Here is a 26,112-nt window from a genome sequence, read left to right as displayed (position 1 = left end):
GGCCCCTGATGTCCCACCGGGAACGCCTCGACGCCACCCTGGCGGCGCACGCCTGGGTGTGCGAGAGCCTGCTCGAGGTGCAGCAGCTCGTCACCGACGCCTTCCGGCAGCCGACCGGCCCCGCCGCGGCGTCCGCGCGCGAGGCCCGGGACCTGCTGCACCGGCTCGGCTGCCTGTCGCTGGCCCTGGACCGCCTGGTCGACGACCTCGACGGCGTCGACCGGTCCACGCCCGCCGGTGCGGACGCGCTGGCCCGGCTGCTGGCCGGCCCCTGCCGGGTCCGGTTCACCGCGGCGACCGGCGAGCCGGTCCGCCTGGAGGAGATGACCGTCGAGCAGGTCGTGGCGGCGGCCCGCGAGCACGTGGCCCGGATCCGCCGGATCGTCGACGCACACGGCCGCGACCGGCTGGCGGTCCGGGTGCAGCGGCTGCGCTCCTCCGTGGACCGGCTCCGGCGGCTCGCCGCGGACGCCGCCGCCGAGGGCCTGGGCGACGGGGCCGACCCCGTGGCCGGGCTCGCGGTCGACGGGCTGCTGGAGCAGGTCGCCGCCGCCGAGGCGGCGGGCCGGGGGCGGTGGCTGCGCGGCGACGCCGGGCCGGACGGGGACGACGGGACGCTGTCCGAAGCCGTCGACCGGGCGGTCGAGCTGACCGACGCCGCGCGGCGCCGGCTGCGCCGCCGGTGCCACCTGGAGCTCACGGGGCGGCTGGAGGCGTACCGGCAGAAGGCCGCCGACGTGGGCCGGGCCGAGCATCCCGACGTCGAGGAGAGCTACCGGGACGCCCGGGCCGCGCTGCGCCCCGACGTCTTCGACGTGACCGGCGCCAGCCGGGCGGTCCGGGCCTACCAGCAGGCCGTGAACGGGGGGACGCGATGACGGCGGTCAGCCGCGGCTGCGCGGAGCGCAACTGCCCCGGCAGGGTGGACTCCGACGGGTTCTGCCGGCTGTGGGGGCACGAATGCGCCGGAGCCGGGGCCGGCGCCGCCCCCGGCACGGGGCCGAGCCCCGGCCCCGACCTCGACCGGCGCCCGGCGCGGACGGCGTCCCGGCCGTGGGAGCAGCCGGCCGTGCTGCCCACCGCCCGGCCCCACGACCCGCTGTCGGCGCTGGTGTCGCAGCCGGTCGTCCCCGAGCACTCCCGCTACTGCGCGAAGACGACCTGCCGGCGCCGGCTGCCCCGGGTCGCCGGATACTGCCCGGACTGCGGCACCCGGTACTCCTTCACCCCGCCGCTGGCCAACGGCGACCTGCGGGCCGGGCGCTACCGGATCGAGGGCTGCCTGGGCAACGGCGGGGTCGGCTGGGTGTTCCTCGCCCGGGACGAGGACATGGACGGCGCGTGGCGGGTGCTGAAGGGGCAGCGCAACCCGGAGGACCGGGAGGCCGTCGCGGCGTTCGTCGCCGAACGGCAGGCGCTGATCGCGCTGAACCACCCACACATCGTCACGATCACCCACGCGCTGCGGCCCGAGTCCGACCGGGACGCCGGCTACCTGGTGATGGAGTACGTCAACGGGGGCACCCTCGAGGAGGCGCGCAGCGCGGCCGGGCCGGGCGGCGGTTCCTGCGCCGTCGACGTGGCGCAGGCGCTCGGGTACGGCGTGCAGATCCTCGACGCCTTCGAGTACCTGCACGACCAGGGCTGGCTGTACTGCGACCTGAAGCCCGAGAACGTGATGCGGGTCGGCGGCCAGGGCGCCAACGACCCGATCAAGCTCGTCGACTTCGGCGCCGCCCGCCGGATCGACAACACGGTGAGCCCGGCCTGGGGCACCGCAGGCTTCACCGCCCCGGAGGTGGAACGGCTGGGGCCGGCCGGCCCGAGCGTGCGGTCGGACCTCTACACCGTCGGCCGGACCCTCGCGGCGCTGACCCTGGTGCCCCGGTCCGTCGACGTGACCCGGATCCCGCCCGGACAGGACCTGCTGCGGTTGCCCGTGCCGGCGCGGCTCGACCCGTTCCTGCGGTTGCTGGCCCGCGCCACCGCCGCCGAGCCGGACGACCGGTTCGCCTCCGCCGCCGAGATGCGCGAGCAGGTCCGGGGGGTCCGGCGGCAGGTCGCCTCGGCGGGCGACGGCGTGCCGCGGCCGACCCGGTCCACCCTGTTCAGTCCCTCCGCGTGCGCGTTCGGCCTGCACACCGACGGGAACGCGCTCGACGTCGTGGAGATCACGCTCGGTCTGCCCGCGCCCCTGGTCGACGGCGCCGACCCGGCCGCCGGTTTCCTCGCCTCGCTCGGCCCGGCCGACCCGGCGGAGCTCATCGAGCTGCTGAAGACCGCCCCGGAGCGGACGGCGCAGGTCACCTACCGCGCCGTCCGGGCACACCTCGCCGCCGGCCGGGCGGACGAGGCGGGGCCGCTGCTCGCCGAGTTCCCCGAGGAGCTGCGGGACTGGTCGCTGTGGTGGCACCGCGGCCTGGTGGCCCTGGTGGGCCGGGACTTCGGCACCGCCCGCCGCCGGTTCGCGCAGGTCTACGGGTGGCTGCCGGGCGAGGTCTCCACCCGGCTCGCGTACGCGGTGGCCTGCGAACTCGACGGCGACCCGCGCACGGCCGCCGACCACTACCGGGGGGTGTGGGACACCGACCCGGGCGTGGTGGGCGCGGCCTTCGGGCTGGCCCGCTGCCTGCTGGCGACGGCCGACGCGCGCAGCGCCGCCGACGCCCTGCTGAGGGTGCCGGAGTCGTCCCGGGCCTCGACGGTTGCGGTGACCTGCGCGGTGCGGATCCTGCTCGACGCGCCGGACGACGGGCACCGGCTCGACGCCGCGCTCGACGCCGCGGGAATGGTCGACAAGCTGCCCCCGTTCGACGAACGCGAGCAGGTCGAGGCGCACATCCTGCGGATCGCACTGGACTGCGACCTGGCCGCCGGGCGCCACGCCGGGCGGCGACTGTTCGGCCACCCGCTCGAGGAGGACGCCCTGCGCGGCGCGTTCGAGCGCCGGTGCCGGTCCCGCGCCCGGCGCACCGCCGACCGGCGCGAGCGGATCGCGCTCGTCGACCTTGCCAACGCGTACCGGCCGGTGACGTGGTGGTGAGCCCGGCCGCCGGCCCCGACGGAAAGAGGTCACCCGTGCCCCCCGCCAACGGTCTGCCGCTGCGCCTGAGCGTGCACCACACCGAGTACGTGCCCGCCGACGGGGCGGTCGTCGACGTCGTCGCCACCGTCCAGGGCGTGGAGCCGGAGGACGGGGACGTCCGCCACGACGGCCTGGCCGAGGTGATCCTGCTCGACTCCTCCGGCTCGATGGGGGCGCCACAGGCCAAGATGCGGGCCGCCCGGCAGGCGACCGCCGCCGCCATCGACGCCCTGCCGGACGGGGTCGCGTTCGCGGTGGTGGCCGGCACCGCCAACGCCACGATGGTCTACCCGGGCGACCGGCGGCTGGCGGTCGCCGACGAGAGCACCCGCGCCGCCGCCCGCAACGCGCTGCGGCGCGTGGCGCCGCACGGCGGCACCGCCATCGGCACGTGGCTGCTGCTGGCCCGCCGGCTGCTCGCCACGCGGCCCGACGCGATCGGGCACGTCATCCTGCTCACCGACGGCCGCAACGAGTCCCAGCGCCCGGCCGACCTGCGGGCGGCGGTGGACGACTGCGTGGGGCGCTTCACCGTCGACTGCCGCGCCATCGGCTCCGCCGACGGCGTGCACGACTGGGACGCGGCGGAGCTGCTGGGCATCGCGGAGGCGTTGGGGGCCAACCCCGTCGTGCCGGTGGAGGACCTCGCCGGGCTCGCCGACGAGTTCCGGGCGGTGCTGACCCGGGCGATGTCCCGCCGCATCGCCGACGTGCGGCTCCGGGTGCGCACCACCGGGCTGACCCGGGTCCGCTTCGTCAAGCAGGTGCACCCGGCGATCGCCGACCTCACGGGGCGCGGCGAGCCCGCCGGCGAGCTGACCACCGACTACCCGGTCGGCGCGTGGAGCCCACACGACCAGCGGGACTACCACGTCGCCCTGGAGGTCGACGCGATGGCGCCGGGGGCGCGACGGCGGGTCGGCTGGGTGAGCGTCCACGCCGACGCGGACGGCGAGCCGGTCGAGGCGCCGATCACCGTGGAGTGGACCGAGGACGCCCTGCGGTACTCGGAGATCAACGAGAGCGTCGCCCACTACACCCGGCAGCAGGAGTACGCGGCGGCGGTCCAGCGCGGGCTGACGGCCGCCCGGGCGGGCCGGACCGCCGAGGCGGAGGAGCACCTGGGCCGCGCGGTGGCGCTCGCCCACGCCGCGGGCCGCGACGACGACGTGGTCCTGCTCGCCCGGGTGGTGGACGTCCTGGACGCCGCCGGCGGCCGGGTGCGCCTCAAGCCCGACGTGGACACCCGGCTGACCCAGTCCTCCCTGGTCGTGTCCCACCACACCTCCCGGTGGGGGCCGCAGGAGCCGCCGGCTCAGCGGGCCGCGCCAGCCGGCCCGCCCGCGCCGTGGCGGCACTGCGGCGAGGCGCAGACCGGCGCCTACTGCGAGGGGTGCGGGGCCCACCACCTGGCGGCGGACCGGCCCGGCGCCGGCCGGCCCTGACGTCGATGGACCTGGAGATCCCCAACCAGGTCGCCGGCGTCGTCAGCGGCACGCTGGCGCTCGCCGGCGCGGTCCTCGCCGTCCGCCGGTACACCCGGGACCGGGACCGGCGTGGCTGGTGGTCCGCGCTGAGCCCGGTCTGGAAGCGGGAGGCGGACGCCGGCATCGTGCACCCGCACCGGTTCGGCGGGTACGTGAAGCCGCTGTCCGAGGTGTACGTGCCGCGCCGGGTGGTGCCCCGGCTCGCCCCGGCCGGCGACGGCGTCGACGTGGCGGACCTGCTCACCGGCGCCGGCAACGTGCTGCTGATCGGCGAGCCGGGCAGCGGCAAGACGGCGCTCGTCCGCTACGAGAGCGCCCGGTCGGCGCAGCGCTGGCTCGCCGGACGCGGCCGGCGACGACGGTCCCCGCCCGGTCCCGTGCTGGTGAGCCTGCCGGCCGCCGCCCTGGTGCACCAGCCGCTGCCCGCCGCGCTCGCCGAGGCGTACCCGCGGGAGGGCGCCCCGCTCGACGTGGAGCAGCCGCCCGCTCCCGGGCGGCGGTGGCTGGTCTGCGTCGACGGGGTCGACGCCGTCGCCGACCCGGACGAGCGGGCCGTCGTGCTCAACCGCCTCGCCACTCTGGCCCGCTCCCCCGGCCCGGCCGCCGCACCGAGGCCGTGGCGCCTCCTGGTGACCACGCGGCACCTGGCCGAGGACGAGCTGGCCGTGCTGAGCGACGGCTACGCGGCGTACCACCTGGCGCACTTCACCGACGCCGACGTCGCGCTGCTGGCCGCCCGGTGGTTCCCGGACGACGCCACGGCCCGCCGGTTCCTGGACTGGGCCCACGCCCAGCGCATCACCGGCCCGGTGCACAACCCGCTGACCGCCACCATCGCCGTGCTGGTGTGGGAGGGCGGGCAGGCGGAAGCGGCCCCGCAGCCCGGCCCGGCGGCCCTGCTCGACGAGTTCGTCCGCGCCCTGCTGCGCGACGGCCGGGACAGCCTGGACGCCGCCTGCGAGGCGCTGCTGCGCTGCCCGCCCGAGGGCGAGTCGATCGCCGCCTGGCTGGTGGCACGGCACACCGAACTCGTCGAGGTGGCGGCGACCGCCGCGGTCACCGGGGGCGATCCGGTGGCGGCGGTCGTGGACTGGTCGGCGGCGCACGCGCCGGCTCCCCCGGCCCGGGCGCTGCCCGACTGGCCCACCCACGTACGGCAGATCCTGCTCGCCACGAACCTCTTCCGGGCCGACCGGCACACCCTGGCCTCGGTCTGGCCCAGCCTGGTGGAATACCTGGCGGCGGGGCCGCTGGCCCGGGACTGGCGGCCCGACGAGTGGGTGACGCTGATGAACACCCGCTCGACGCGGTTCGTCGCGTTGCAGGCGATCAGCCGGGCCGCCGTCGCGCCGGCCTTCCTGCGGGACCGCCTGGCGGAGCCGGACGGCGCGATCGCCGCCGGTCACCTGCTCGCCGGCCGCGCCGGGACGGGCGGGGCCGGCGCGCTCCCGTTCCGGGCGGACGTGCTCGCGGCGCTGCTGACGCACTGGGCCGGCGGCGCGGACCGCCCCGCCGGCCGGGACGCCGCGCGGGAGTGCTTCTCGCTGCTCATGACGCTGGCCGCGGACCGGGCCGACCGGGACCTGCTGCACGACGTCGCCACGGATCCGCGACGGCCGGGCGACGTCCGCCGGGCCGCGGCGCTCTTCTTCGCCGTACGCAAGCGCAACGCCCGCCCCCGATGAGCGCCGGCTCCCGACCCCGGCTGCCCGGGACGCGCACGGCGACATCCCGCGGCAGCCGTACCACCGCAGAGGCCCGCGCTCGGACGAGCGCGGGCCTCTTGTCACGTCGCCCGACGGGCGGCGGTGTTCGCCTACCCCGGCTGCGGCCCGACGACGGTCCAGCACAGGCCGGCGGGATCGCGCAGGGTCGGCTGATGTGCCGGACCCGCCGGCGGTTCGACGCGGGCACCGGCGGCCAGCGCCCGCCGCAGCACCGCCTCGGGGTCGGTCCGCTCGATGGTCAGCACGTCGTCCCGGCCCTCGGCCGGCGACCCCGCCTCGTCCCACTCGCTGACGGTCAGCCGGTGCCCGTCGACGGCCAGTTCCGCCTGCAGGACGCGGCCGTCGAGCAGGCACTCCCGCTGGAGCTGGACGGCGTCGAGGACGTCCGTGTAGAAGGCGAGGACCTCGGCCGTGTCGCTGACCGAGAGGTGGGGCCCCGGCCCGTCGTTCGCTGGCCTCATGAGACTCGTGCCCCTTTCCGCTACTCGGCGATCCGGGTTCGACCGGTCCAGCGGAAGACCACGGGCACGTCGGCGGCTTCCGGGGCGGAGCCCCGCTCGAAGTGCTCGTACCCTCCGTAGTGCCGGACCTTGATCTTCTCCTCCGCCCGCGCCACCCGGTGGCTGCGCAGGTCGGCCGGCAGGTCGGCCGGGCCGCCCTCCAGGACGGCATCCATGATGCCGGCGGCGTCCCGGGTGACCGGATCAGCTTGCGAAACGTCCTTCATGGCACGACCTCCGTCGCATTCCGCACACCTCGGACGGGCCCGCCGCTGGCCGGCGGACGCGTCCACACAGGTCTGACGACACCCGTTGCCGGGGTGAACGGACGCTCCGGGTCGAACGTCGTTGTTCCGGTGGCCGGCCGCCCGTTCCGCAGCGAACGTAATCCAGGTCACATCCGCCCGAACACCCTTAGCGGACCCCTAGGACCCGCTCTGGGCAGCGACGATGCCCCGCACGCCCCGGGCGCCGGCCACCGGTCGGCTCACTCCCAGCGGAAGAAGCGGGTCGCCAACACGGAGCCGAGCACGGCCGTCACGGCCAGGGCGACCAGCTGCCCCCACTGCGGGCTGGCGCCCGCCCACGCCGCGCCGATGGTGTCCACCGTGGCGCCGAGCGGCGAGTAGTCGGCGATGAGGGCCAGGGCGGCCGGCATCCGGTCCCGGGGCAGCCAGGCGCCGGCCAGGAAGAGCAGCGGGAAGAACAGCGCGGGGCCGATCGACTGCGCCGCCCGGGCGGACGGCGCCAGCGCCGCGATCAGCAGCCCGACGGCGAAGAGGCAGGCCACCCCGAGCAGGAACGCCAGCACGAAACCGGGAAAGTTGGCCGGCGCCGGCTGGTCCAGCAGGAACCGTACGGCGATCGCGGTGACCACGGCGCCGAGGACACCCATCACGAGGTTGACCACGACCTGGGCCACCAGCAGGAGGGCGGGCTGCACCGGGGTGGTCGCCAGGCGGCGCAGGACCCGGCGCTCGCGGTAGATGCCGAGCGCCATCGGCAGGGTGAAGAGCGCGAGCATCCCGATCGTCAGGGCCAGGGCGAGGGACGGCAGGAAGGTCTGCTCGGCGTGCTGCCCGGTGTCGGCGGCCGTGCCGGCGCGCTGCGGCAACCCGAAGACGAGCATCAGCCCGATCGGCAGGGCGAAGACGAAGAACAGCGACACCGGCTCCCGCAGGAAGAGCTTCGTCTCGACGGCGATCAGCTTCGTCAGGGCGCTCACGATGACCTCTCGTCGGTCGGGGACTGCGTGGCGGTCCGGCCCCCACGGCCGGTGAGGGACACGAACGCGTCGTCGAGGCTGGGCTGCTCGACCCGGAGCCCGGTGTAGCGGATGCCGGCTCCGTTGAGCGCGGACAGGACCGACTGGAGCACGTCCTTCGTGCCGGTCACCATCACCTCCGCGCCGTAGTGGGACACCCCGGTCACGTCGGGCGACGCGAGCAGCAACGCGTCCTCGACCGGCTCGTCGGGCCGGAAGTGCACCCGGTGGTCGGTACCCACCCGGTCGAGCAGGCCGGACGGGCTGTCGATCGCCACCACCCGCCCCTGGTCGATGATCGCCAGCCGGTCGCAGAGGCGTTCCGCCTCCTCCATGAAGTGGGTGACCAGCACGACGGTGACGCCCCGGTCGCGGATCCGCTCGACCAGGTCCCAGGTGTCCCGGCGGCCCTGCGGGTCGAGCCCCGTGGTCAGCTCGTCGAGGATGGCGACCTCGGGCCGCCCGACCAGGGCCAACGCCACCGACAACCGCTGCTTCTGCCCGCCGGAGAGCTTCTGGAAGTAGGTGTTGCGCTGCTCGGCCAGGCCGAGGTCGGTCAGCAGCTCGTCGATGTCGGCCCGGTTGCGGTAGAAGGACCGGTACAGGTCCAGTGCCTCCCACACCCGCACCTTGTCGGGCAGTTGGCTCTCCTGGAGCTGGGCGCCGACGCGCTGGCGCACCTCGGTGCGGTCGCGGATCGGGTCGAGCCCGAGCACCCGGATCGTGCCGCCGTCGGGCCGACGCAGCCCCTGCACGCACTCGACGGTGGTGGTCTTGCCCGCCCCGTTGGGGCCCAGCACGCCGAAGATCTCGCCCTGCTCGACGGTGAAGGAGACGTCCGCGACGGCGACCTTCTCCCCGTACCGTTTCTGCAGATGATCGACTTCGATGACCGGCATGGGCGTGGTCCTCCTTCAGGTGCGGGCGGCCGTCGGAGCGGGCGGGACCCCCGGCTGGTCGTGGCGTCGGCTGCGGTGACGTGCCAGCGCCGGCCCGCCCGCGAGGCCGGCCGACGCCGGACATCATCCGTCCAACGGAGGTACGAATCAATCGATCAGTTGACGAATCGGGGGTATCGAACGGGATACCACCCGGGGACAGGGGGTGTCGACCGGAAGCCCGACGCGGGGACAGGGGTGTCGACCGGTTACCGCGCGTGTCCGTCGACGCGGTGGCGTGGGCCGGGCGCCGGGCAGAGGGGCAGCAGCTCGTCCAGCCGGGTCAGGACGACGTCGGGGCCGGCGGCGCGCAGGGTCTCCTCGTCGGACTCGCCCCACAGCGCGGCCACCGCGACCACCCCGGCCGACCGCGCGCTGAGCAGGTCGCTCGGCGCGTCACCGACCATGAGCGCCTCCGCCGGCCGGGCCCCGAGCAGCCGCAGCGCCCGCCGCACGATGTCCGGTGCGGGCTTGGGCCGGGGCACCTCGTCCGAACCCACCACGTGGTCGACGAGCGGCAGCAGGTCGAGCCGGCCGAGCAGGTCCCGGGCCCGTACGCCGCTGCGGCCGGTCGCCACGGCCAGACCGATCCCCCGCCGCCGCAGCGTGCCGAGCAGCTCCGGCACCCCGTCGACGGGGGTGACCCGGTGCGCGAGGCGGTTGCTCTCCCGGACGAACGGCTCGGCCAGCGCCGCCGGCAGGCCCATCAGCTCCAGCACCTCCGGCAGGTACCGGCCCGGGTGGCGGCAGTACTCCTCGACCGGGGCGACGCCGTCGCCGACCACCTCGCCGTAGGCGAGGGCGAACGCCTCCCTGGCCACGGCAAGGCTGTCGACCAGCACCCCGTCGAGGTCGAGCACCACGGCCCGGACGCTCGCGGGCACCGGCCCCCGTTCCGTCGTCTCCGCGGCCACCGAGGCCACCTCCCGTCCGCCCCGCGCCGGCCGGTAGGGGTGGCAGGCCGGGGGACGCCCCGACTACGGTCGGGATCGTCGTCCCGGGCCTGCCGGCCGGGCACACGCCCGCCCGGATCCACCGGCGCACCGCCGACCCTACCGGCGTCCCGTGCCCCCGGGTCCCGCGCCCGGTCACGCCCGGTCGCTCCGGCCCCGGGTCACGGCCCGGCCGGCCCGACGCCGGACCTGAGCCGCTGGAGAAGGGGTCGTGCCATGTCACTGCTGAGCTGGCTCTCGGAAGGCACCGACGAGCGTCCGGACGCGGTCCGCGTCGACGACCGGGCGGTGTCCGGGGTGGAACTGCGCCGTCTGGCCGCGGCGGTCGCGGACGAGCTGCGCGGCGTCGACCGGGTGGCGATCGAGGCGACCGCGACCCTGGAGACGGTGGTCGGGGTGGTCGGCGCGCTGACCGCCGGGGCGGCGGTCGTGCCGGTGCCGCCGGATGCCGGGCCGATGGAGCGCGACCACATCCTGCGCGACTCGGGGTCGACGGCGATGCTGGTCCCGGCCGGCGCGGAGCACCCGGCCGACGGCACGGGCCGGGCCGTCGTCCCGATCGACCTGACCCGGCGCTCGGACACCACGCACCCCGAGCCGGACCCGGCCCGTACCGCGCTGATCCTCTACACCAGCGGCACCACCGGCGCGCCGAAGGGCGCGGTCATCTCCCGCCGCGCGGTCGCCGCGTGCCTGGACGGCCTGGCCGACGCCTGGGCCTGGACGCCGGACGACCTGCTGGTCCACGGCCTGCCGCTGTTCCACGTGCACGGGCTGGTGCTCGGTGTGCTCGGGCCGCTGCGGCTGGGCAGCCGGCTGCACCACGTCGGCCGGCCACGTCCGGAGCGCTACGCTGCCGCCGAGGGCTCGATGTACTTCGGCGTACCCACGGTGTGGTCCCGGGTCGCCGCCGACCCCGACGCGGCGCGGGCGCTGCGCCCGGCGCGGCTGCTCGTCTCGGGCAGCGCGGCGCTGCCGGCGGCGGTCTTCGCGGACCTCGCCGCGCTCACCGGCCACCGGGTCGTCGAGCGGTACGGGATGACCGAGACCCTGATCACGGTGAGCGCCCGGGCGGACGGGCCGCGCCGGCCGGGCACCGTGGGGCTGCCGCTGCCCGGAGTACGGACGCGGCTGGTCGACGAGCAGGGCGCGACGCTGCCGGCCGACGGGGCGGCGATGGGCGAGCTCCAGGTCAGCGGCCCCACCCTGTTCGACGGGTACCTCAACCGTCCGGACGCCGACGCGGCGAGCAGCACCGCGGACGGCTGGTTCCGCACGGGCGACGTCGCCACCGTCGACCCGGACGGCTGGCACCGGATCGTCGGCCGGGCCTCCACCGACCTGATCAAGAGCGGCGGCTACCGGATCGGCGCCGGCGAGGTGGAGGACGCCCTGCTTGCGCACCCGGGAGTCCGGGAGGCCGCCGTGGTGGGGATCCCGCACCCGGACCTCGGCCAACAGGTCACCGCGTACGTGGTGGGCGACGGCGTGGACGGGCCGGAGCTGGTGGACTTCGTGGCCCGGCACCTGTCCGCGCACAAGCGGCCGCGCGAGGTGCGCCTGGTCGACGCGCTGCCCCGCAACGCCCTCGGCAAGGTGCAGAAGAACCGGCTGCTGGCGGACTGACCGGCCGGCCGCAGCGACCCCGGTGCGGGCGGGTCAGGCGACCGCCGGGATGCTGATCGCGGTGACCGCCAGGCCCCGGCCGACCAGGAACCGGCCGACGAACGCGGTCACCGGCACCCCGCCGAGCACCGGGCCGGGCACCAGCAGCTGGGCGGTGAACGTCCCGGCCGGATCGAACACGATGTCCGCCTCGGCGAAGTCCAGCCATCGGCCGGTGAGCGGGAACCACGCCTTGTAGACCGACTCCTTGGCGCTGAACAGCAGGCGGTCCCAGCAGACCGACGGGCTGGCGGCGCTGAGCGCCGCGGTGCGGGCCTGTTCGCCGGGCAGCGCGATCGCGTCGAGCACCCCGTCGGGCAGCGGCGCGTGCGGCTCGGCGTCCACGCCGAGGGTGGCGAACGCCGCCGCACGACCGAGGACGGCCGCCCGGTAGCCCTCGCAGTGCGTCATGCTGCCGACCACACCGTCCGGCCAGACCGGGGCACCCCGGACGCCGGACACGATCGGCACCGGGGCGAAGCCCAGCTCGCCGAGCGCCCGGCGGGCACAGTGCCGTACGGTGGTGAACTCCCGACGGCGCTTCTCCACCGACGCGGCGACCAGCGCCTGCTCCTCGGGGAACAGGGTCAGGCCGGCGGGGTCGGTGAACGACTCGGCCACCGCCACGGTGGAGGGCAGGATCTGCTCGATCACTTCGCCGATGTTAGGTCCTGCGGCCACCCGCACCGCCCCGACGCCAGCCGGAGGGTGCACCATAGGGGTCGGGTACGGGTGCCGGGCCGCGCGGGCGGCTGCCAGTCTGGGGGGTACCCCGCCCACGGGCGGGGCACGCGGATTGGTCGGATGGATGCGGGAAAGCGATGCTCACTGGCAAGGTGGTGCGGTTCGACGAGGTGCGGGGCTACGGGTTCATCGCCCCGGACGACGGCAGCGACGACGTGTTCGTGCACGCGAACATGCTGGACGGTGACAAGTGGGCGTTGACGCCCGGCGTCCCGGTGGAGTATGACGCGGTGGAGACCGACCGCGGCCCCAAGGCCGTGCTGGTGCGGGTGGTCGGCGCTCCCGCGGGAGTGGAGCGGAACGGGACGGCCCGGCCCGGTGTGGCGGTTGCCGGCGGGCGGAGCCGGGAGATCGGGCAGGTCGCGGGCGGCGCGGACGACGAGGAGGGCCTCTGCGACGTGCTCTCCGAGCGGGCGTTCTCCGCGGAGACCACCGAGGCGCTGGTGACCTCCGTGCCGGACCTGACCGGGGCGCAGATCGTGGCGGTACGCGCCCGGATGCTGGCCCTGGCCCGGCGGCACGGCTGGGTGGAGGGCTGACCGCCGCCCGCCGTGGCCGGAGCGTCCGGCCACGGCGGGGACCGGCCGGCGCACGCGGACCGGCCGCAGGGGGCAGTAGGCCGCACGGTGCGAAGCGGCCGGGTCAGCCGGCGTCGACCAGCAGGGATTTCCTGATCCGGCCGAGCGCGGTGCGGGGCAACTCGTCGACGAAGTGCACCCGCCGGGGGCGTTGGGCCGCCGAGAGGTGCCGCCCGACGTGGTCGATCAGCACCTGCGCGGTCAGGCCCTCGGCGACGACGTAGGCGGTGACCTGTTCGCCGAACGTGGGGTGCGGCGTGCCGACGACGGCGGCGTCCCGGACGCCCGGGTGGCTCAGCAACGCCTCCTCGACCTGGCCGGCGTGCACCCGCCGGCCCCGGCTGTGCACCACGTCGAGCCCCCGCCGTCCGATGATCCGGTGTGACCCGTCGGCGGCCACGGTCGCCAGGTCACCGGTGGCGTGCCAGGGACCGGCCGAGCTCCGCCCGCGGCCACCGACGTAACCGCTGAACAGCGTCGGCCCGCAGACGCTCAGCTCGCCCACCGATTCGCCGTCGGCCGGCACGGGCCGGTCCTCGCGGTCCAGCACCCGGGTCTCCACGCCGGGCAGGGGGGTGCCGACGGCTCCGTCGACTGGTGGGTCGCCGGCCCGACCGGTCAGCGCGATGAGGGTCTCGGTCGTACCGTATGCCTGGACCGGTGCGTGCGAGGTGAGCAGCCGGAGTCGCTCGGCCACGGCGGCGGCCAGCGGGGCGTCCGCGGAGATCAGGATCCGTGCCGCGGCCAGCGACCGGGCCAACGGGCCGTCCCGCGCGATTCTCCCCCACTGCGCGGGCAGCGCCAGGTACATGGTGCCGGTCGGCCCCGCGCAGGCGTTCCGGTCGAGGTGGACGAGTCGGCTGCCGACCCGCAGCGCGCCGAGCAGACCGACGACCAGGCCGTACGCCCGGAACAGCGGCGCGCCCTGGACCACGACGTCCTCCCCGCTCCAGCGCCAGGCGGCGGCCAGCAGGTCGAGGTCGGCGGCGATGGCGCGACGCGAGATGCGCACCCCGCGCGACGGCCCAGCGGCTCCTCCGGTGTAGAGGATGACCGCGTCGGCGCCCGGCTCGGGCTCGGGATGGTGCGTCGAGGAACGCTGGCGCAGGTCGACGGGAACCGTGGGCAGCCGGTCGCCGCCGGGCGGGCGGGCTCCGAGGACAACCGTCGTCCCGGACTGCCGCAGGATGCGGTTCCGCTCGCACTGCCCGACACCGGGCGGTAGTGGCACGAGCGGAACGCCCGCGTGGACGGCGCCGAGCATGCCCACGACCGTCTCCAGGGTCGGCGTGGCGTCGACCGCGACCACGCCCGCGCCCCTGATCCGGTCGGCGACCGCGGTGACGCAGCCGAGCAATGCCTCGCTGGAGAGCGTGCCGCCGGCCATCCTGACCGCATCGGCCCGGTCCGCGCCCGATCCCCGCAGCGCCGGCAGCAGTGTCATCCCCGTTATCCCCTGCCAGGGACGTGGACGAGTTGCGGCAGCAACTGGGACATCACGACGGCCACAGGACCCTTCACGTCATGGGGTCCGAGCAGCCCCATATCCGGCCATCCCGCCATCGACGCGGGTGTCCCGAAATTAGGCTGCGCAATGGTCCGGCACAACCCCTAGCCGCCCGGCCAGGTCCCCTGCCCGGGGACGGCAGGCCAGGTAGGACGCGATGTGGCGTCGCCTTTGGCGACCGCCGGTCGGACCGCTCTGGTTCCCGCGCGACACTGTGGAGAGAATTCCGTCCGGCAGGAGCGGTGAACAATGGAGCCGCATCGGCGACGGAATTGTCGGCCGACCACCGGACGGAGCGACGGGAAATCAATTCAACAAGGCAAACTCTTTCAATTTTCAACAGGCTCGGCACCCACGGCGGCACTCGCTCCCGACAGTCGCTGGGCGCATAATTCATTTTTAACAACATAATCGCTTAATGTGCCCAAAGGTCCGAATCGGGCACGCCTGGGATGACGCCGCGACGCAAGCCCCTTCCCATCCGGCCGGCGCGACTACCAGAGGGGTCGCGCCATCAGGGCGGGGGACGCATTACCTCGCAGCAAACAGAGGAATTCTCACGGTTTCCCCCGGCCCGCCAGGCATCCGGCACCTCCCTGGAAACCGGCCCGGGACGAGCGGCCGACCACCGACCGGTGACGAGACCAGCGCCCTGAGCGCGGGGCGTCACACGCCGTCCGCGAGGACCGGCCGGGCAGGGCGGGCGCTCGCCCGACCGGCCGTCACCATCGGGCTGAACTGCCCACACCGACCGGCGCCGGCTTCCGCCCGCCCCTCCGACGACTGACCGGCCAGGTCCCGAGCGACGTGACGACACGGCCAGCCGGGCCCGGCGGGGACGAAGCCTCGCTAGCGGCCCCGCAGGCAGCTCGCGCACACTTAGCACGGGAAGGCGCGACCACCAATGGCCGACATCGCCATAAAAAGCGACCTCGACGACCGACGCAACGCCTGGTCACGTTACGGGATCAGGTGGCGACTTTCTGTTGTGGACCCCGCGCCCGACGCGCGATGACGACGGCAAGGACGCCCGAACCGATGTTTGCCTATCCTTTACAAACCTCGGCTTGCCGCCCAATTGCCGAACTGCCATACTCCCACCATCACGGCGGTCGATAGGGGGAGACCGGCCAAGAGGGGCTGGGGAATTATCGCCGGCACTGGTGCGCTGCAACCCGGAGCCGCCAGTCGGTCAAGTCGGTCGATGGCTGCCCGTCGCTCCTCGACGGCGATCTATATAACCAAAACGGGAATGGGTCGAGAATTGCCGGTCTCCGATTTCGTCGAGCTCCAGGGCCGCGCAGGGCAGGTGGCGTGCCCGGTGACCGCGGGCCGCCCACTCCACCGGGGGCCGCGTCGATGGAGCTGACCGAGCGGTCGTGCCAGCTCGACCTGCTGGAGCGCCGGCTCGCGGACCTGATCGCCACCGGCGGCGCCCCCACCAGCCGGACGGTGACCGTGCTCACCGGCCCGGTCGGATCCGGCAAGACCGCGCTGTTGCAGACCTTCGCCCGGCGGGCCGGCGAGGCCGGGGCGCGCGTCCTCGGCGCGAGCGCGTCCCGCGCCGAACGCACCGTCCCGCTGGAGGTCGTCCGCCAACTCGTCCGGGCCGCTGCGTTGAGTCCCGACGATCGGGCCCGGGTCGGGCGGCTGCTGGACGCGGGCTCCCTCGACTGGGCCGACGTCGACGGCGCCGACCACGAGGACACGGCCCGCAGCACCGCCGCGATCGGCGGGGCTCTGCTCGAGCTGACCACGCGCGGCCCGCTCGTCATCGCGGTCGACGACGTCCACCACGCCGACGTGGCGTCGCTGCGGTGCCTCGACTACATCGCCCGGCGGATCGCCGGCCTGCCCGTGATGGTCCTGCTGACCGAGGCGCCGCGCACCAGACCCTGGCGCCCCGAGGTCTACACCGAGCTGATGCAACCCGCGAGGCTGCACCGCATCCGACTCCCGCTGCTCACCGTCGAGGGCACGTTCCAGGTGCTCGCCCACCGCCTCGGCGTCCCGGTCGCCCGGACCATCGCCGAGGAGAGCCACCGGATCAGCGGCGGCAGCCCGCTGCTGGTGCACGCGCTCGCCGACGACCAGGCCGCCGCGCCCCGGCCCGCGGACCACCCCGTCCCCGGCGAATCGTTCCGGGAAGCCGTGCTGAGCTGCCTGTACCGCTGCGAGCACCCGGCGCTCGAGGCCGCCCGGGTGCTCGCCGTGACCGGCGAACCCCTGCACGGCAACCTGCTGTCCCAGCTCGTCGGCGCCCGGTCGCGGTCCGCGCTGGGCGCCGTCGACGGCTCGACCAGCGCCGGGCTGGTCACCGAGGCAGGGCTTCGGCATCCGGCGGTGGGCCAGGCGGTGCTCGACGGGATGACTGCCGAGGAACGCGTCCGGCTGCACCTGGAGGCGGCCTGCCTGCTGCACGACGAGGGCGCACCGCCGGCACGGGTCGCGCCGCACCTGGTCAAGGTCGACGAGCTGACCGAGCCCTGGATGGCGCAGAGCCTGCTGGACGCCGGCGAGCAGGCGTTGGTCGACGGCGAGGTGGAGACCGCCCTGCGGTACCTGCGCCGGGCGAACCGGAGCGCCGTCGGCGACTGCCTGCGGGCGCGGATCCGCTCCGCGCTGGCCCGCGCCGAGTGGCAGCTCGACCCGCAGGCGGCGGTCCCCCACCTGATCGGCGTCGCCACCGCCGTCCGCGCCGGGCACCTGAGCAGCCAGCAGGCGGCGGGGCCGATCCAGTACCTGCTCTGGCACGGTGAGATCGACAAGGCCGTCGAGCTCGTCCAGCACCTGAGCGACCGGGCCGACAGCGCGGATCCGCGTTCCGCAGTCGAACTGCTCGTCACGACCGGCTGGATGTCCACCCTCTATCCAGGGGTGACGGTCGGCCGGCCGAAACCCACCGCCGCCGCCCGGGACCCGCTCACCCTGGCCGAGGTCAAGCGTGGGCTCGAGGGGTCCTTCCTGCTGTCCGCTGTGCTCGAACGCGGCGACGCCACGGTGGTCGAGCACGCCGAGCGGGCGCTGGCCACCGGCGGGCCGGACGACGAGCCGAGCATGTGGACCAGCGTCTGCGCCATCGTCGCCTTGGTCTACGCGGACCGGCTGGACCTGGCCGGCGACTGGTGCGACCGGCTGGGCGGCAGTCCGACCGCCCGGCGCCATCCCTCGGCCTCGGCGACCCTCGCGGCCCTCCGGGCGTTGGTCAGCGGCCGGCTCGGTGACCTGCCCCGCGCCGTGCAACTGGCCGACCAGGCGCTGGGCCAGCTCTCGCCGAAGGGCTGGGGGGTGGTGATCGGGATGCCGCTCGCCGTCCGCCTGCGGGCCCTCACCTTCATGGACGAGCTCGACGCCGCGGCCGCCTGCCTCCAGGTGCCGGTCCCGCCGGCGATGTTCAAGACCCCGTTCGGGCTGCACTACCTGCACGCCCGCGGGACGCACGCGCTCGCTGCGGGAAGCCCCGAGGGCGCGCTGGCCGACTTCCAGCTCTGTGGGCAGCTGATGACCTCGTGGCAGCTGGACTTCTCGGGTCTCGTCCCGTGGCGGACGGAGTCGGCCCGGGCGCTGCTCCGGATGGGCCGCCGCCAACAGGCCAGGAAGTTGGTCCGGGAGGAGTTGGCTCGGCTGCGGCCCGTCCAGGTGCGCTACCGGGCCGCCGCCCTGCGGGTGCTGGCCGCCACGGAGGACGGGCCGGACCGGATCAGCCACCTGCGCAGCGCCGTCCGGCTGCTGCGGCAGTGCGGCGACCGGGTGGAGCTGGCGCACAACCTGACCGACCTCGGCCACGCCTACCAGCAGGCCGGCGACCGGCGGGAGGCCCGGGTCGCGGCCCGGGCGGCCCGGGCCCTCGCCGAGGAGTGCGGCATCCCGCTGCTGCGCGCCAGCACGGCCACCACCGGCTCCGGTTCGGCCGAGGGCCCCGCCGGCACGGCGGTGGTGGTGGACGGGCTCAACGACGCGGAGTCCCAGGTGGCCACCCTGGCCGCCCAGGGCCACACCAACCGCGAGATCGCCGAGAAGCTCTTCCTGACGGTCAGCGCCATCGAACAGCGGCTGACCCGGATCTACCGGAAGCTGCACGTCAACTCGCGCAACGAACTGGCCGCCCGGCTGCGGCTGAACCGGCCCGGCGCGACCCTGCTGCACCCGCCGTCGCCAGGGCAGAGCGAACCGGGGGGCCGCCCACGTGGGCCACGGTTCCGCTGACCGTCACCCGCCGTCCACCGGCGCCGTCCGCGCTCGCCGTCCCGGCCTGACCGCCTCCCTGCGGCACGGTCCGGCGGGCGGGCGGCCGCCGCCCACCGACCGCGGACGGCTGTTCATCGGGTCACACTCCGGCCGTCCGGCCTGCCCGAAAGAACCGCGGTGTGGCACCGTCGAGGCGTACCACCGAACCCCGGCGTTCACGGCGTGGCCATCTCCGGCCGTCCGGCCAATCCCGACACCCCTTGCGGCGCATGGCGCAACCCCTAATGACGGACAAGATCCGCAGGTTTGCGCGCGAAACGATGGGGTCTCGCGCCCGTTGTCGCACCACCCCCCCGATGCCAGACTCGCCTGGTCGCACGGACCGTCCCCTGAACGGCGCGGTCCGGCGACAAATTTCCAGGTCCATCCGGCACGGCGGCCCGGTGCGCTCCACCCCTACCCCCGGTAGGCGCGGTGGAGGGGCGGCCGTCCGGCAAGGGGGAGCGGTGTCGGGCAGCGCCGGGGTTCCGGTTCCGCACCGCGTACGAGAAGGGCTGACACGCTGGTGTTGGTGCAGCAGGAGGAGCAGACGACCCGTCTCCGGCGGGCGTTCCGCGCGTGTGAGGAGCAGCAGCGAGGACACGTCGCGCTGGTCACCGGCGCGGTGGGGAGCGGCAAGACCAGTCTGTTGGAGGCGTTCAGCGAGTGGGCGGCCGCCACCGGCGGACAGGTGATGAGCGCTGCCGGCTCCCGGGCGGAGCGCGGGCTCCATCTGGGAGTGATCGGGCAGTTGTTCCACAGTGCCCGGCTCGCGCCCGACGCGGCGGCCCGGGTCGAGAAGCTGATGGGCGACGCCACCTTCGCCACGTCCCTGCCCGAGCCCGGCGGTGAGGCCGCCGAGGGCGACCGGGCCTGGGCTCCCCTGCTGCACGGCCTCTTCGCCACCCTGCTCGACCTGACCGGCACCGGGCCCTTGGTCCTCGTCGTCGACGACGTGCACCACGCGGACCCGGCCTCGTTGCACTGCCTTCTCTACGTGACCCGTCGGCTGCGCCACGCCCGGATCATGGTCGTACTTGCCGAGGCGTCGACGCTGCGCCCGCCGCACCCGTTGTTCCGGGCCGAGTTGCTCAGCCAGCCGCACTTCGCCCGGATCACCCTGCCGCCGCTGACCGTGGACGCCATCGCCCGGCTCGTCGGCGGCGACACCGAGACCACCGAGGCCCGGGAGACGGCGGAACGCTGCATGCACATGACCGGCGGCAACCCGCTGCTCACCCGGGCGCTGCTCGAGGAGCGGGCCGGCGGCGGGACGGGCGACGACTCCGGCGCGACCGTCGGCGACGCGTTCGACCAGGCCGTGCTCGGCTGCCTCTACCGGCACGAGCCCGGGGTACGCCGGGTGGCGCAGGCGCTGGCGGTGCTCAACCGGCCCGCCCCGACCGAGCTGCTCGGTCACCTCCTCGACGTGGCGCCCGAGGCCACGGTCCCGGCGGTGCGGGTGCTGCGCACCGCCGGCCTGATGGAGGCCGACCAGCTGCGCCACCCGCGCATCCTGCACTCGATCCTCGGCGACATGTCACCCGACGAGCGGCGGGGCCTGCACCAGCGGGCCGCCGAGGTGCTGCACGACCACGGCGCCGAGCCGAGCGTGGTCGCCGAGCATCTGGTGGCTGCCGGCTGGGCGGACGCGCCGTGGGTGGTGCCGGTGCTCCAGGACGCCGCCGGACACGCCCTGGCCTCGGGCCGCCCCGACGTGGCCGCCGCCTGCCTGCGCCTCGTCTCCCGCGTGTGCGTGGACGAGCGGCAGCGGGCCGCCACCACCGAGATGCTGGTGAGCGCCCGCTGGCAGGTCAACCCGCTCGCCGTGAACGGGCACCTCAGCGAGCTGGTGGAGGCGGCGCGGGCCGCCGGGTGGTCCAGCGACGTCGGCCTGTCCGCCGTGCCCTACCTGCTCTGGCAGGGTCGGGTGGAGGAGGCCACCGAGGCCGTCAGCGGCTTCTCCACCGAGGACGAGCACGGCCCGGGCGGCGCGGCGACGCGGCTGCGGATGATGCAGCTGCTGGTCGCGCTCTCCCACCCGGACCACCTGGCCACGGTGCGGGAGACCCCGACGGCGTGGAGCCGGGCGGCGAGCGCGCCGGCCACGATCAGCCCGCTGTTGCAGGCGGTGACGGTGCTGCACACCGCGCTGACCCCGGCCGCGGAGAACGACACCGTGGCGACCGCCGAGCAGCTCCTCCAGCGTCACCACACCGACGACGGCTCGCTGGGTCTGCTGACCGCCCCCCTGCTGGCGCTGCTGTGGGCGGGCCGGTCCGACCGGGCCGCCGCCTGGGGTGACGTCCTGCTCGGCCGGCCGGCCGCCCGGCACGCTCCGGTGTGGCGGGCCGTCATCCGGGCGGTCCGGGCCGAGGCGGCGCTGCGCGTCGGTGACCTGCCCGGCGCCGAGCACCACGCCCGCACGGCGCTGGAGGACATCCCCGCTCCGGCATGGGGTGTGGCGGTCGCGGGCCCGCTGGCCACGCTCATCGCCTGCGCGACCGAGGCGGTGCGGCTGTCCGAGGCCGATCGGTGGCTCGCCCACCCGGTTCCGCCCGGCATGTTCCGCACCCCGTTGGGACTGCACTACCTGGCCGCCCGCGCCCGGCACCACCTGGCCGTACGGCGGCCCCACGCCGCGATCACCGACCTGCGGCGGTGCGGCGAGCTGATGCGCACCTGGGGCATCGACGCCGCCGGGCTGGTGCCGTGGCGGCTGGAGCTGGCCCGGGTGCAACTCAGCGTCGGCAACAAGGCGCAGGCCACGCAGCTTCTCCAGGAACAGTTGCGGGTGCCGCACGGGGTCGACGACCGGACCCGGGGTCGGACGCTGCGGCTGCTCGCCACCACCGCGGCCCAGGACCACCGGCGCAAGCTGCTCTCCGAAGCGGTCAGCCTGCTCCAGTCCAGCGGCGACCGGCTGGAGCTCGTCCGGGCCCTCGGCGACACCGGCCAGACGCTGCAACGGGCCGGCGACTCCGCCCGCGCCCGGCTGCTCGTCCGCCGGGCCTACCAGCTGGCCCAGGACTGCGGCGCGTCGGTGCTGGCCCAACGCCTGATCCGGCGGGAGCCGGGCAGCGGACTGCCGGCGTACCCGACGGCCGCCGAGATGCAGGAGCCGGACGACGGGCTGAGCGACGCCGAACGTCGGGTGGCCGCGCTGGCTGCCCAGGGGCACACCAACCGGCAGATCTCCAGCAAACTGTTCATCACCGTGAGCACGGTCGAGCAGCACCTGACGCGGGTCTACCGCAAGCTGGACGTGAAGCGGCGCACCGACCTGCCGTCCCGGCTCGTCGCGTACGCGGAGGGGCTGGCCGAGGAGACGCAGGGCGCCGCCTCCTGACCCACGGCCGAGGGGCGCCCCGCCCACGCGCGGCGCCCCTCGGCGCGTACGACAGCCGCAGGCTCAGCCGACGGCGACCCCGGCGGGTCGGCGGGCCGGGGCCTCGTCGCGGTGCCGCAGCACGAGGTCGGCGGCGGCGGCGACCCCGCCGGCCCGCCGCATCCGCCGGCTCCACAGCTCGGCCCGCTCCCGGAACGAGTCCTCGCGCAGCAGGCGCGTGAGCTTGGCGGCGATGTCCTCGACGTCCAGGGTGTCGGTGTGCTCGACGGCCAGCGCGACGCCGCTGTCGACCGCACGCGCCGCGCCGTCGGGGCAGTCCAGCCAGAACGGCATCACCAACTGCGGAGTGGCGAAGTGGATGCCCTCGTGGACGGCGTTGGCGGCGCCGTGGTTGAAGAAGGCGCGCACGTGCGGGTGGGCCAGCACCCGCAGCTGCGAGGGCAGCCACGCCTCCACCCGCAGGTTGCCCGGCAGCCGCTCGGCGGGCGGAAGGAACTGCTGCTGGCGCGCGGGCAGTTTCCACAACACGGCGTGCTCGGGCCCGAGCCGGTCGGCGACCTCGACGATCGCCCTCACCTGCCCCGGGGACGGTCGCATGATCGTGCCGAACCCGACGTAGACCACCGAGGGGTGGCCGTCCAGCCACCGGGTCAGCTCGTCGTCCCCGTCGGCCGGCGGCAGCTCGCGGGGCACCACCGGACCGAGCATCCGCAGTGTCGCCGGGGCGGTCGGGAACGGGTACTCGAAGCCGAAGACCGTGTACGACATGAGCGCCGCGGCGGCCTCGGCGTAGAGCGTCGGCCGCATCTCCGGGTTGCGGAGGCCGGCGGCCCTGCGGGCGGCCACGGCGGCGAGGTTCCGCCCCAACCGGTCCGGCTGCGTCAGCGCCCGGACCAACCGGTTGCGGAAGTGCGCGTTGGTCGCCTGCTGCCGGGGCGTCATCCGCCGCGGCAGCCCGGAGAACGGGGTGGGATAGCGGGGCGGCAGCAGCTCCTGGAGGAAGTTGGACGGTGGCAGCGAGATGCTGACCACGAAGGGCACCTGTCGGGTCTGCGCGGCGTCCATCGCGTAGGTGGCGAGGCTGTCCACCACGGCCACCGCCGGCCCGATCTCGTCGATCGTGTCGAGGCAGCGCTGGTAGAGCTGCTGGAGGTAGTCGTAGTCGGTGCAGAGGTCGATGTAGCGCGCGAAGCCGTCCACCCGGTCGCCGGTGGTCAGCGCCCGGTACGTCGCGTCGTCCCAGTCGTGCGGTGACGACTGCGGGCGGGCCGGCCCGAGCGAGACGAACGAGACCTCGCCCGGGCCGGGCAGCGCCTCGACATCCGCCCGGCGGTCCTCCGTGGACGCGAACCAGACGTCGCGGACGCCCCGGGCCTTCAGCTCGTTGACAATGCTGAGCAGCGGGTTGAACAGCCCGGCGCTGTTGTAGGCGACCACCAGCACGGCTCGGCCGCGGTCGTCTCCGGTCATGGCCACCGTCACCATCACTCCTTCCCGCCACGTGGCGGCTCGCGCCGTCCCGTCACCTGGGCCGCCGTCCGGCGGTCTCCCGGCGGCACGCGGTGCGGTCGCGTGCGGTCGGGCACAGGCGGGCTGATGATGGAGCCGTTCAGCCAGGCGATCGGGGTCGGCTGTCAAGGCGTGTCGATGCGGCACAGGGGTCGGCGGAGCTTCGGTAGAAGGGTTGCCGATTCACGGCAGCCCAGGACCCCCTGTCACCGCTGTCTATATAGAAGGTAATAACTTACCCGAAGGCGGCGACATGGAGGGCGGCTCACGCTGATTTGTCCGGGCGAATCGGCCCGACCCGCCCCCGGTTCCGCGCCGACGATGCACCCGGTCACACCTCGAAACCGGACTTACGGGTGACGCGGGACATGGCCCTGTCGAGCTGCCCTCACAGATGGGGCACACTGTGCCGCCGCAGCCGCCGAAGGCGGGGCCGAGCCCGCAGCGACGGGTGGTCCTACGGACGGGGCAGCTCGACAGCGCCCACGGCACCCCACCACCCCACCGAAACGTATCCACGGGACCGACACCACCGACGGCGTTTGGCCCGCCGCGCCCGGCAGGTATGTATCGAGCCACGAAAAAACCTCCGGGCGGGGCCGGGCCTTCGACAGGCCCCGCCTCACCCGGAGGTCTCGAACAACCTCACGGTCGCCGCCGGATCGCCGGCGGACAGGACGAACTAGTCCATGGAGCGCTTCATGAAGCCGCGCATGCCGATCGCGGAGAACACCACGAAGACGCCCGCGAGGACGGTCATGCACAGCCAGAGCGGCACGGACTCGACCCCCGGCGGGGCGACCAGCGACCGGGTCGCCTCGCTGATGTAGGTCAGCGGGTTGAGCGAGCAGATCACCTGGTACCAGCGCAGCCCGTCCAGGCCGAGCAGCGGGAACTGCGTCGCGCCGGTGAACATCAGCGGGGTCATCACCACGGTGAACATGATCTGGATGTGCTGCGTCGGGACCAGGGTGCCGAAGGTCAGGCCCACCGCCGCGCCGACCAGCGCGCCGACCGCCAGCACCCCGATCACCTTGAGTACCACCGCCCAGGGCCAGGTGACGTCGAGCATGAGCATGCCGACCGGGATCAGCACCACGCCCGCGATCAGCCCGCGGATGCCGCCGAAGACGATCTTCTCCAGGGCCACCAGCGGGATCGCCATGGGCGACAGGAGGCGGTCCTCGATCTCGCGGGTGAAGGAGAAGTCCATCACCATCGGCAGCGCGGTGTTCTCCAGCCCGATCAGGAAGGCGTTCAGCGCGATGACACCGGGCAGCAGCACGTTGGTGAAGTCGTCGCTGGCGTACCCCAGGTCGCCGAGCACCTTGCCGAAGATCAGCAGCATGAACAGCGGCTGGATGAAGACCTGGAGCAGGAAGCCCACCAGTTCCCGGCCGGTGACGAACAGGTCCCGCGAGAGCACCGCGCGGAACGTGGCGAACTGGTCCATCGCGCGCACCGGCGGCGGCGCCGCGGCCGTCGACGGCGCGGACGGGGTGGCGGGGGCGGTGACGCTCACCGAAGTTCCCTTCCGGTCAGGTGGATGAAGACGTCTTCCAGGCTGGGCTGGCCGATGTTGAGGTCCCGGACCTCGCAACCCAGGTCGGCGAGGATCTTCATCGCCATCGGAATCGCGTTGGCCGGCTGGGTGCTGGTGTAGACCCGGAAGGAGAGCGGGGCATCCGGATCAGCGGGCGCCTCTGCCGCCGGCGCGGGCAACGGCATCGCCGGCATGCCGGGGAACGTCGGCGCCGCGGCGGGGGCGGGGTTCTTCACCTGGAAGTGTTCCACCTGCTCCACGTCCGGGATGGCACCCAGCGCGGCCCGCACCTCCTCGGCGGGGGCACCGGGGGTCACCACGAGGGTCAGCGTGCTGCTGCCGGGCAGGGTACGGGTAAGCGCGGCGGGGGTGTCCAGCGTGAGCAGCTTGCCGTGGTCGATGATGCCGACCCGGTCGCAGAGCTTCTCCGCCTCGTCCATGTCGTGGGTGGTGACGACCACGGTCACCCCGGCCTGCTTCAACTCGGCGACCCGGTCGTGCACGAAGAGCCGGGACTGCGGGTCGAGGCCGCCGGACGGCTCGTCGAGGAAGAGCACCCGGGGCGAGTGCATCAGCGCGCGCGCGATCATGGTGCGCTGGGCGAGGCCGCCAGAGAGGAAGTCGGTGCGGGAGTTCGCGTACTCCTTGAGCCCCATCTGCTCCAGCAGTTCGTCGGCGCGGCGGATGCGCTCCGCCCGGGGCACCCGGTGGTACGCCGCGTGGAACAGCAGGTTCTGCCGGACGGTCAGCGCCCGGTCCAGGTTCACCCGCTGCGGCACGACCGCCAGCATCTGTCGGGCGACAGCCGGGGCGCCGATCACGTCCGCGCCGCACACGGTGGCCCGGCCGGAGGAGGCCCGCACCCGTGTGGTCAGCACCCCGATCGTTGTCGTCTTGCCCGCGCCGTTCGGCCCGAGCAGACCGAACACCTCACCCGCGGCGACGGAGAAGCTCAGTCCGTCCACCGCCGGCGGCATGTTGGGCTGGTACTGCTTGACCAGCTCCGTGACCACCACTGCCTCGTCCACGTCGTCAT

18 protein-coding genes are annotated in these 26,112 nt (G+C 74.8%); 8 read left to right on the top strand and 10 right to left on the bottom strand.

The genetic code is table 11. The annotated features are described in order from the left end of the window. Window positions 1-8 precede the first annotated feature (8 nt). Genes AB0G14_RS13170 through AB0G14_RS13155 form a run of 4 tightly spaced genes read left to right on the top strand, consistent with a single transcriptional unit; the run spans window position 9 to window position 6,257 of the window. A complete protein-coding gene (locus tag AB0G14_RS13170) occupies window positions 9-878 on the top strand; it encodes a hypothetical protein (RefSeq protein ID WP_357696843.1) in 870 nt (289 codons plus the stop codon). After that, window positions 875-3,043, top strand: a complete 2,169-nt coding sequence (locus AB0G14_RS13165) for a tetratricopeptide repeat protein (protein WP_357696841.1) — start codon at window positions 875-877, stop codon at window positions 3,041-3,043. Before AB0G14_RS13170 ends, AB0G14_RS13165 begins: the two co-directional genes overlap by 4 nt. A 35-nt stretch (window positions 3,044-3,078) precedes the next feature. Beyond that, window positions 3,079-4,530 (top strand): VWA domain-containing protein, encoded by a 1,452-nt coding sequence (locus AB0G14_RS13160; RefSeq protein WP_357696839.1) that lies wholly within the window; start codon window positions 3,079-3,081, stop codon window positions 4,528-4,530. A 5-nt stretch (window positions 4,531-4,535) separates the two neighbouring features. Next, complete coding sequence (locus AB0G14_RS13155) at window positions 4,536-6,257, top strand: hypothetical protein (protein WP_357696837.1); 1,722 nt, start codon at window positions 4,536-4,538, stop codon at window positions 6,255-6,257. Window positions 6,258-6,388: 131 nt separating this feature from the next. On the opposite strand, the gene AB0G14_RS13150 is transcribed toward AB0G14_RS13155, so the two are convergent. From AB0G14_RS13150 to AB0G14_RS13130, 5 genes are all read right to left on the bottom strand, one after another. Next, complete coding sequence (locus AB0G14_RS13150; protein ID WP_357696835.1) at window positions 6,389-6,760, bottom strand: VOC family protein; 372 nt, start codon at window positions 6,758-6,760, stop codon at window positions 6,389-6,391. Between the two features lie 20 nt (window positions 6,761-6,780). After that, window positions 6,781-7,026, bottom strand: a complete 246-nt coding sequence (locus tag AB0G14_RS13145) for a DUF5988 family protein (RefSeq protein ID WP_357696833.1) — start codon at window positions 7,024-7,026, stop codon at window positions 6,781-6,783. 260 nt (window positions 7,027-7,286) lie between these two features. After that, complete coding sequence (locus AB0G14_RS13140; RefSeq protein WP_357696831.1) at window positions 7,287-8,024, bottom strand: ABC transporter permease; 738 nt, start codon at window positions 8,022-8,024, stop codon at window positions 7,287-7,289. Then, window positions 8,021-8,962: an ABC transporter ATP-binding protein gene (locus AB0G14_RS13135; protein WP_357696829.1), complete on the bottom strand. Its 942-nt coding sequence runs from the start codon at window positions 8,960-8,962 to the stop codon at window positions 8,021-8,023. Before AB0G14_RS13135 ends, AB0G14_RS13140 begins: the two co-directional genes overlap by 4 nt. Window positions 8,963-9,210: 248 nt before the next feature. Then, window positions 9,211-9,915 (bottom strand): HAD-IA family hydrolase, encoded by a 705-nt coding sequence (locus AB0G14_RS13130; RefSeq protein WP_357696827.1) that lies wholly within the window; start codon window positions 9,913-9,915, stop codon window positions 9,211-9,213. Between the two features lie 255 nt (window positions 9,916-10,170). Between AB0G14_RS13130 and AB0G14_RS13125 the strand changes: the two genes are divergently transcribed. Then, a complete protein-coding gene (locus AB0G14_RS13125; RefSeq protein WP_357696825.1) occupies window positions 10,171-11,580 on the top strand; it encodes an acyl-CoA synthetase in 1,410 nt (469 codons plus the stop codon). 33 nt (window positions 11,581-11,613) lie between these two features. On the opposite strand, the gene AB0G14_RS13120 is transcribed toward AB0G14_RS13125, so the two are convergent. After that, window positions 11,614-12,273 (bottom strand): 4'-phosphopantetheinyl transferase superfamily protein, encoded by a 660-nt coding sequence (locus tag AB0G14_RS13120; protein ID WP_357696823.1) that lies wholly within the window; start codon window positions 12,271-12,273, stop codon window positions 11,614-11,616. 167 nt (window positions 12,274-12,440) lie between these two features. Between AB0G14_RS13120 and AB0G14_RS13115 the strand changes: the two genes are divergently transcribed. Beyond that, the gene (locus AB0G14_RS13115; protein WP_357696821.1) at window positions 12,441-12,902 is read left to right on the top strand and encodes a cold shock domain-containing protein; all 462 of its coding nucleotides are present in this window, start codon (window positions 12,441-12,443) and stop codon (window positions 12,900-12,902) included. A 103-nt stretch (window positions 12,903-13,005) separates the two neighbouring features. Here AB0G14_RS13115 and AB0G14_RS13110 read toward each other — a convergent pair whose 3' ends face one another. After that, entirely contained in the window at window positions 13,006-14,385 is a 1,380-nt protein-coding gene (locus AB0G14_RS13110; protein WP_357696819.1) for an AMP-binding protein, read from the bottom strand. Window positions 14,386-15,762: 1,377 nt separating this feature from the next. On the opposite strand from AB0G14_RS13110, the gene AB0G14_RS13105 reads away from it, so the two are divergent. Both AB0G14_RS13105 and AB0G14_RS13100 read left to right on the top strand, forming a co-directional pair. Continuing rightward, the gene (locus AB0G14_RS13105) at window positions 15,763-18,654 is read left to right on the top strand and encodes an AAA family ATPase (RefSeq protein WP_357696816.1); all 2,892 of its coding nucleotides are present in this window, start codon (window positions 15,763-15,765) and stop codon (window positions 18,652-18,654) included. 553 nt (window positions 18,655-19,207) lie between these two features. Beyond that, window positions 19,208-22,024: an AAA family ATPase gene (locus tag AB0G14_RS13100; RefSeq protein ID WP_357696814.1), complete on the top strand. Its 2,817-nt coding sequence runs from the start codon at window positions 19,208-19,210 to the stop codon at window positions 22,022-22,024. 63 nt (window positions 22,025-22,087) lie between these two features. Here AB0G14_RS13100 and AB0G14_RS13095 read toward each other — a convergent pair whose 3' ends face one another. From AB0G14_RS13095 to AB0G14_RS13085, 3 genes are all read right to left on the bottom strand, one after another. Beyond that, window positions 22,088-23,494: a glycosyltransferase gene (locus AB0G14_RS13095; RefSeq protein WP_357696812.1), complete on the bottom strand. Its 1,407-nt coding sequence runs from the start codon at window positions 23,492-23,494 to the stop codon at window positions 22,088-22,090. A gap of 721 nt (window positions 23,495-24,215) precedes the next feature. After that, window positions 24,216-25,055: an ABC transporter permease gene (locus AB0G14_RS13090; protein WP_350711463.1), complete on the bottom strand. Its 840-nt coding sequence runs from the start codon at window positions 25,053-25,055 to the stop codon at window positions 24,216-24,218. Further along, the gene (locus tag AB0G14_RS13085) at window positions 25,052-26,104 is read right to left on the bottom strand and encodes an ATP-binding cassette domain-containing protein (RefSeq protein ID WP_357696809.1); all 1,053 of its coding nucleotides are present in this window, start codon (window positions 26,102-26,104) and stop codon (window positions 25,052-25,054) included. Before AB0G14_RS13085 ends, AB0G14_RS13090 begins: the two co-directional genes overlap by 4 nt. Between the last annotated feature and the right edge of the window lie 8 nt (window positions 26,105-26,112).

This window comes from Micromonospora sp. NPDC023814, from assembly GCF_040639595.1.
Lineage (GTDB): Bacteria > Actinomycetota > Actinomycetes > Mycobacteriales > Micromonosporaceae > Micromonospora.
This window is presented reverse-complemented; position numbering and strand designations above follow the sequence as displayed.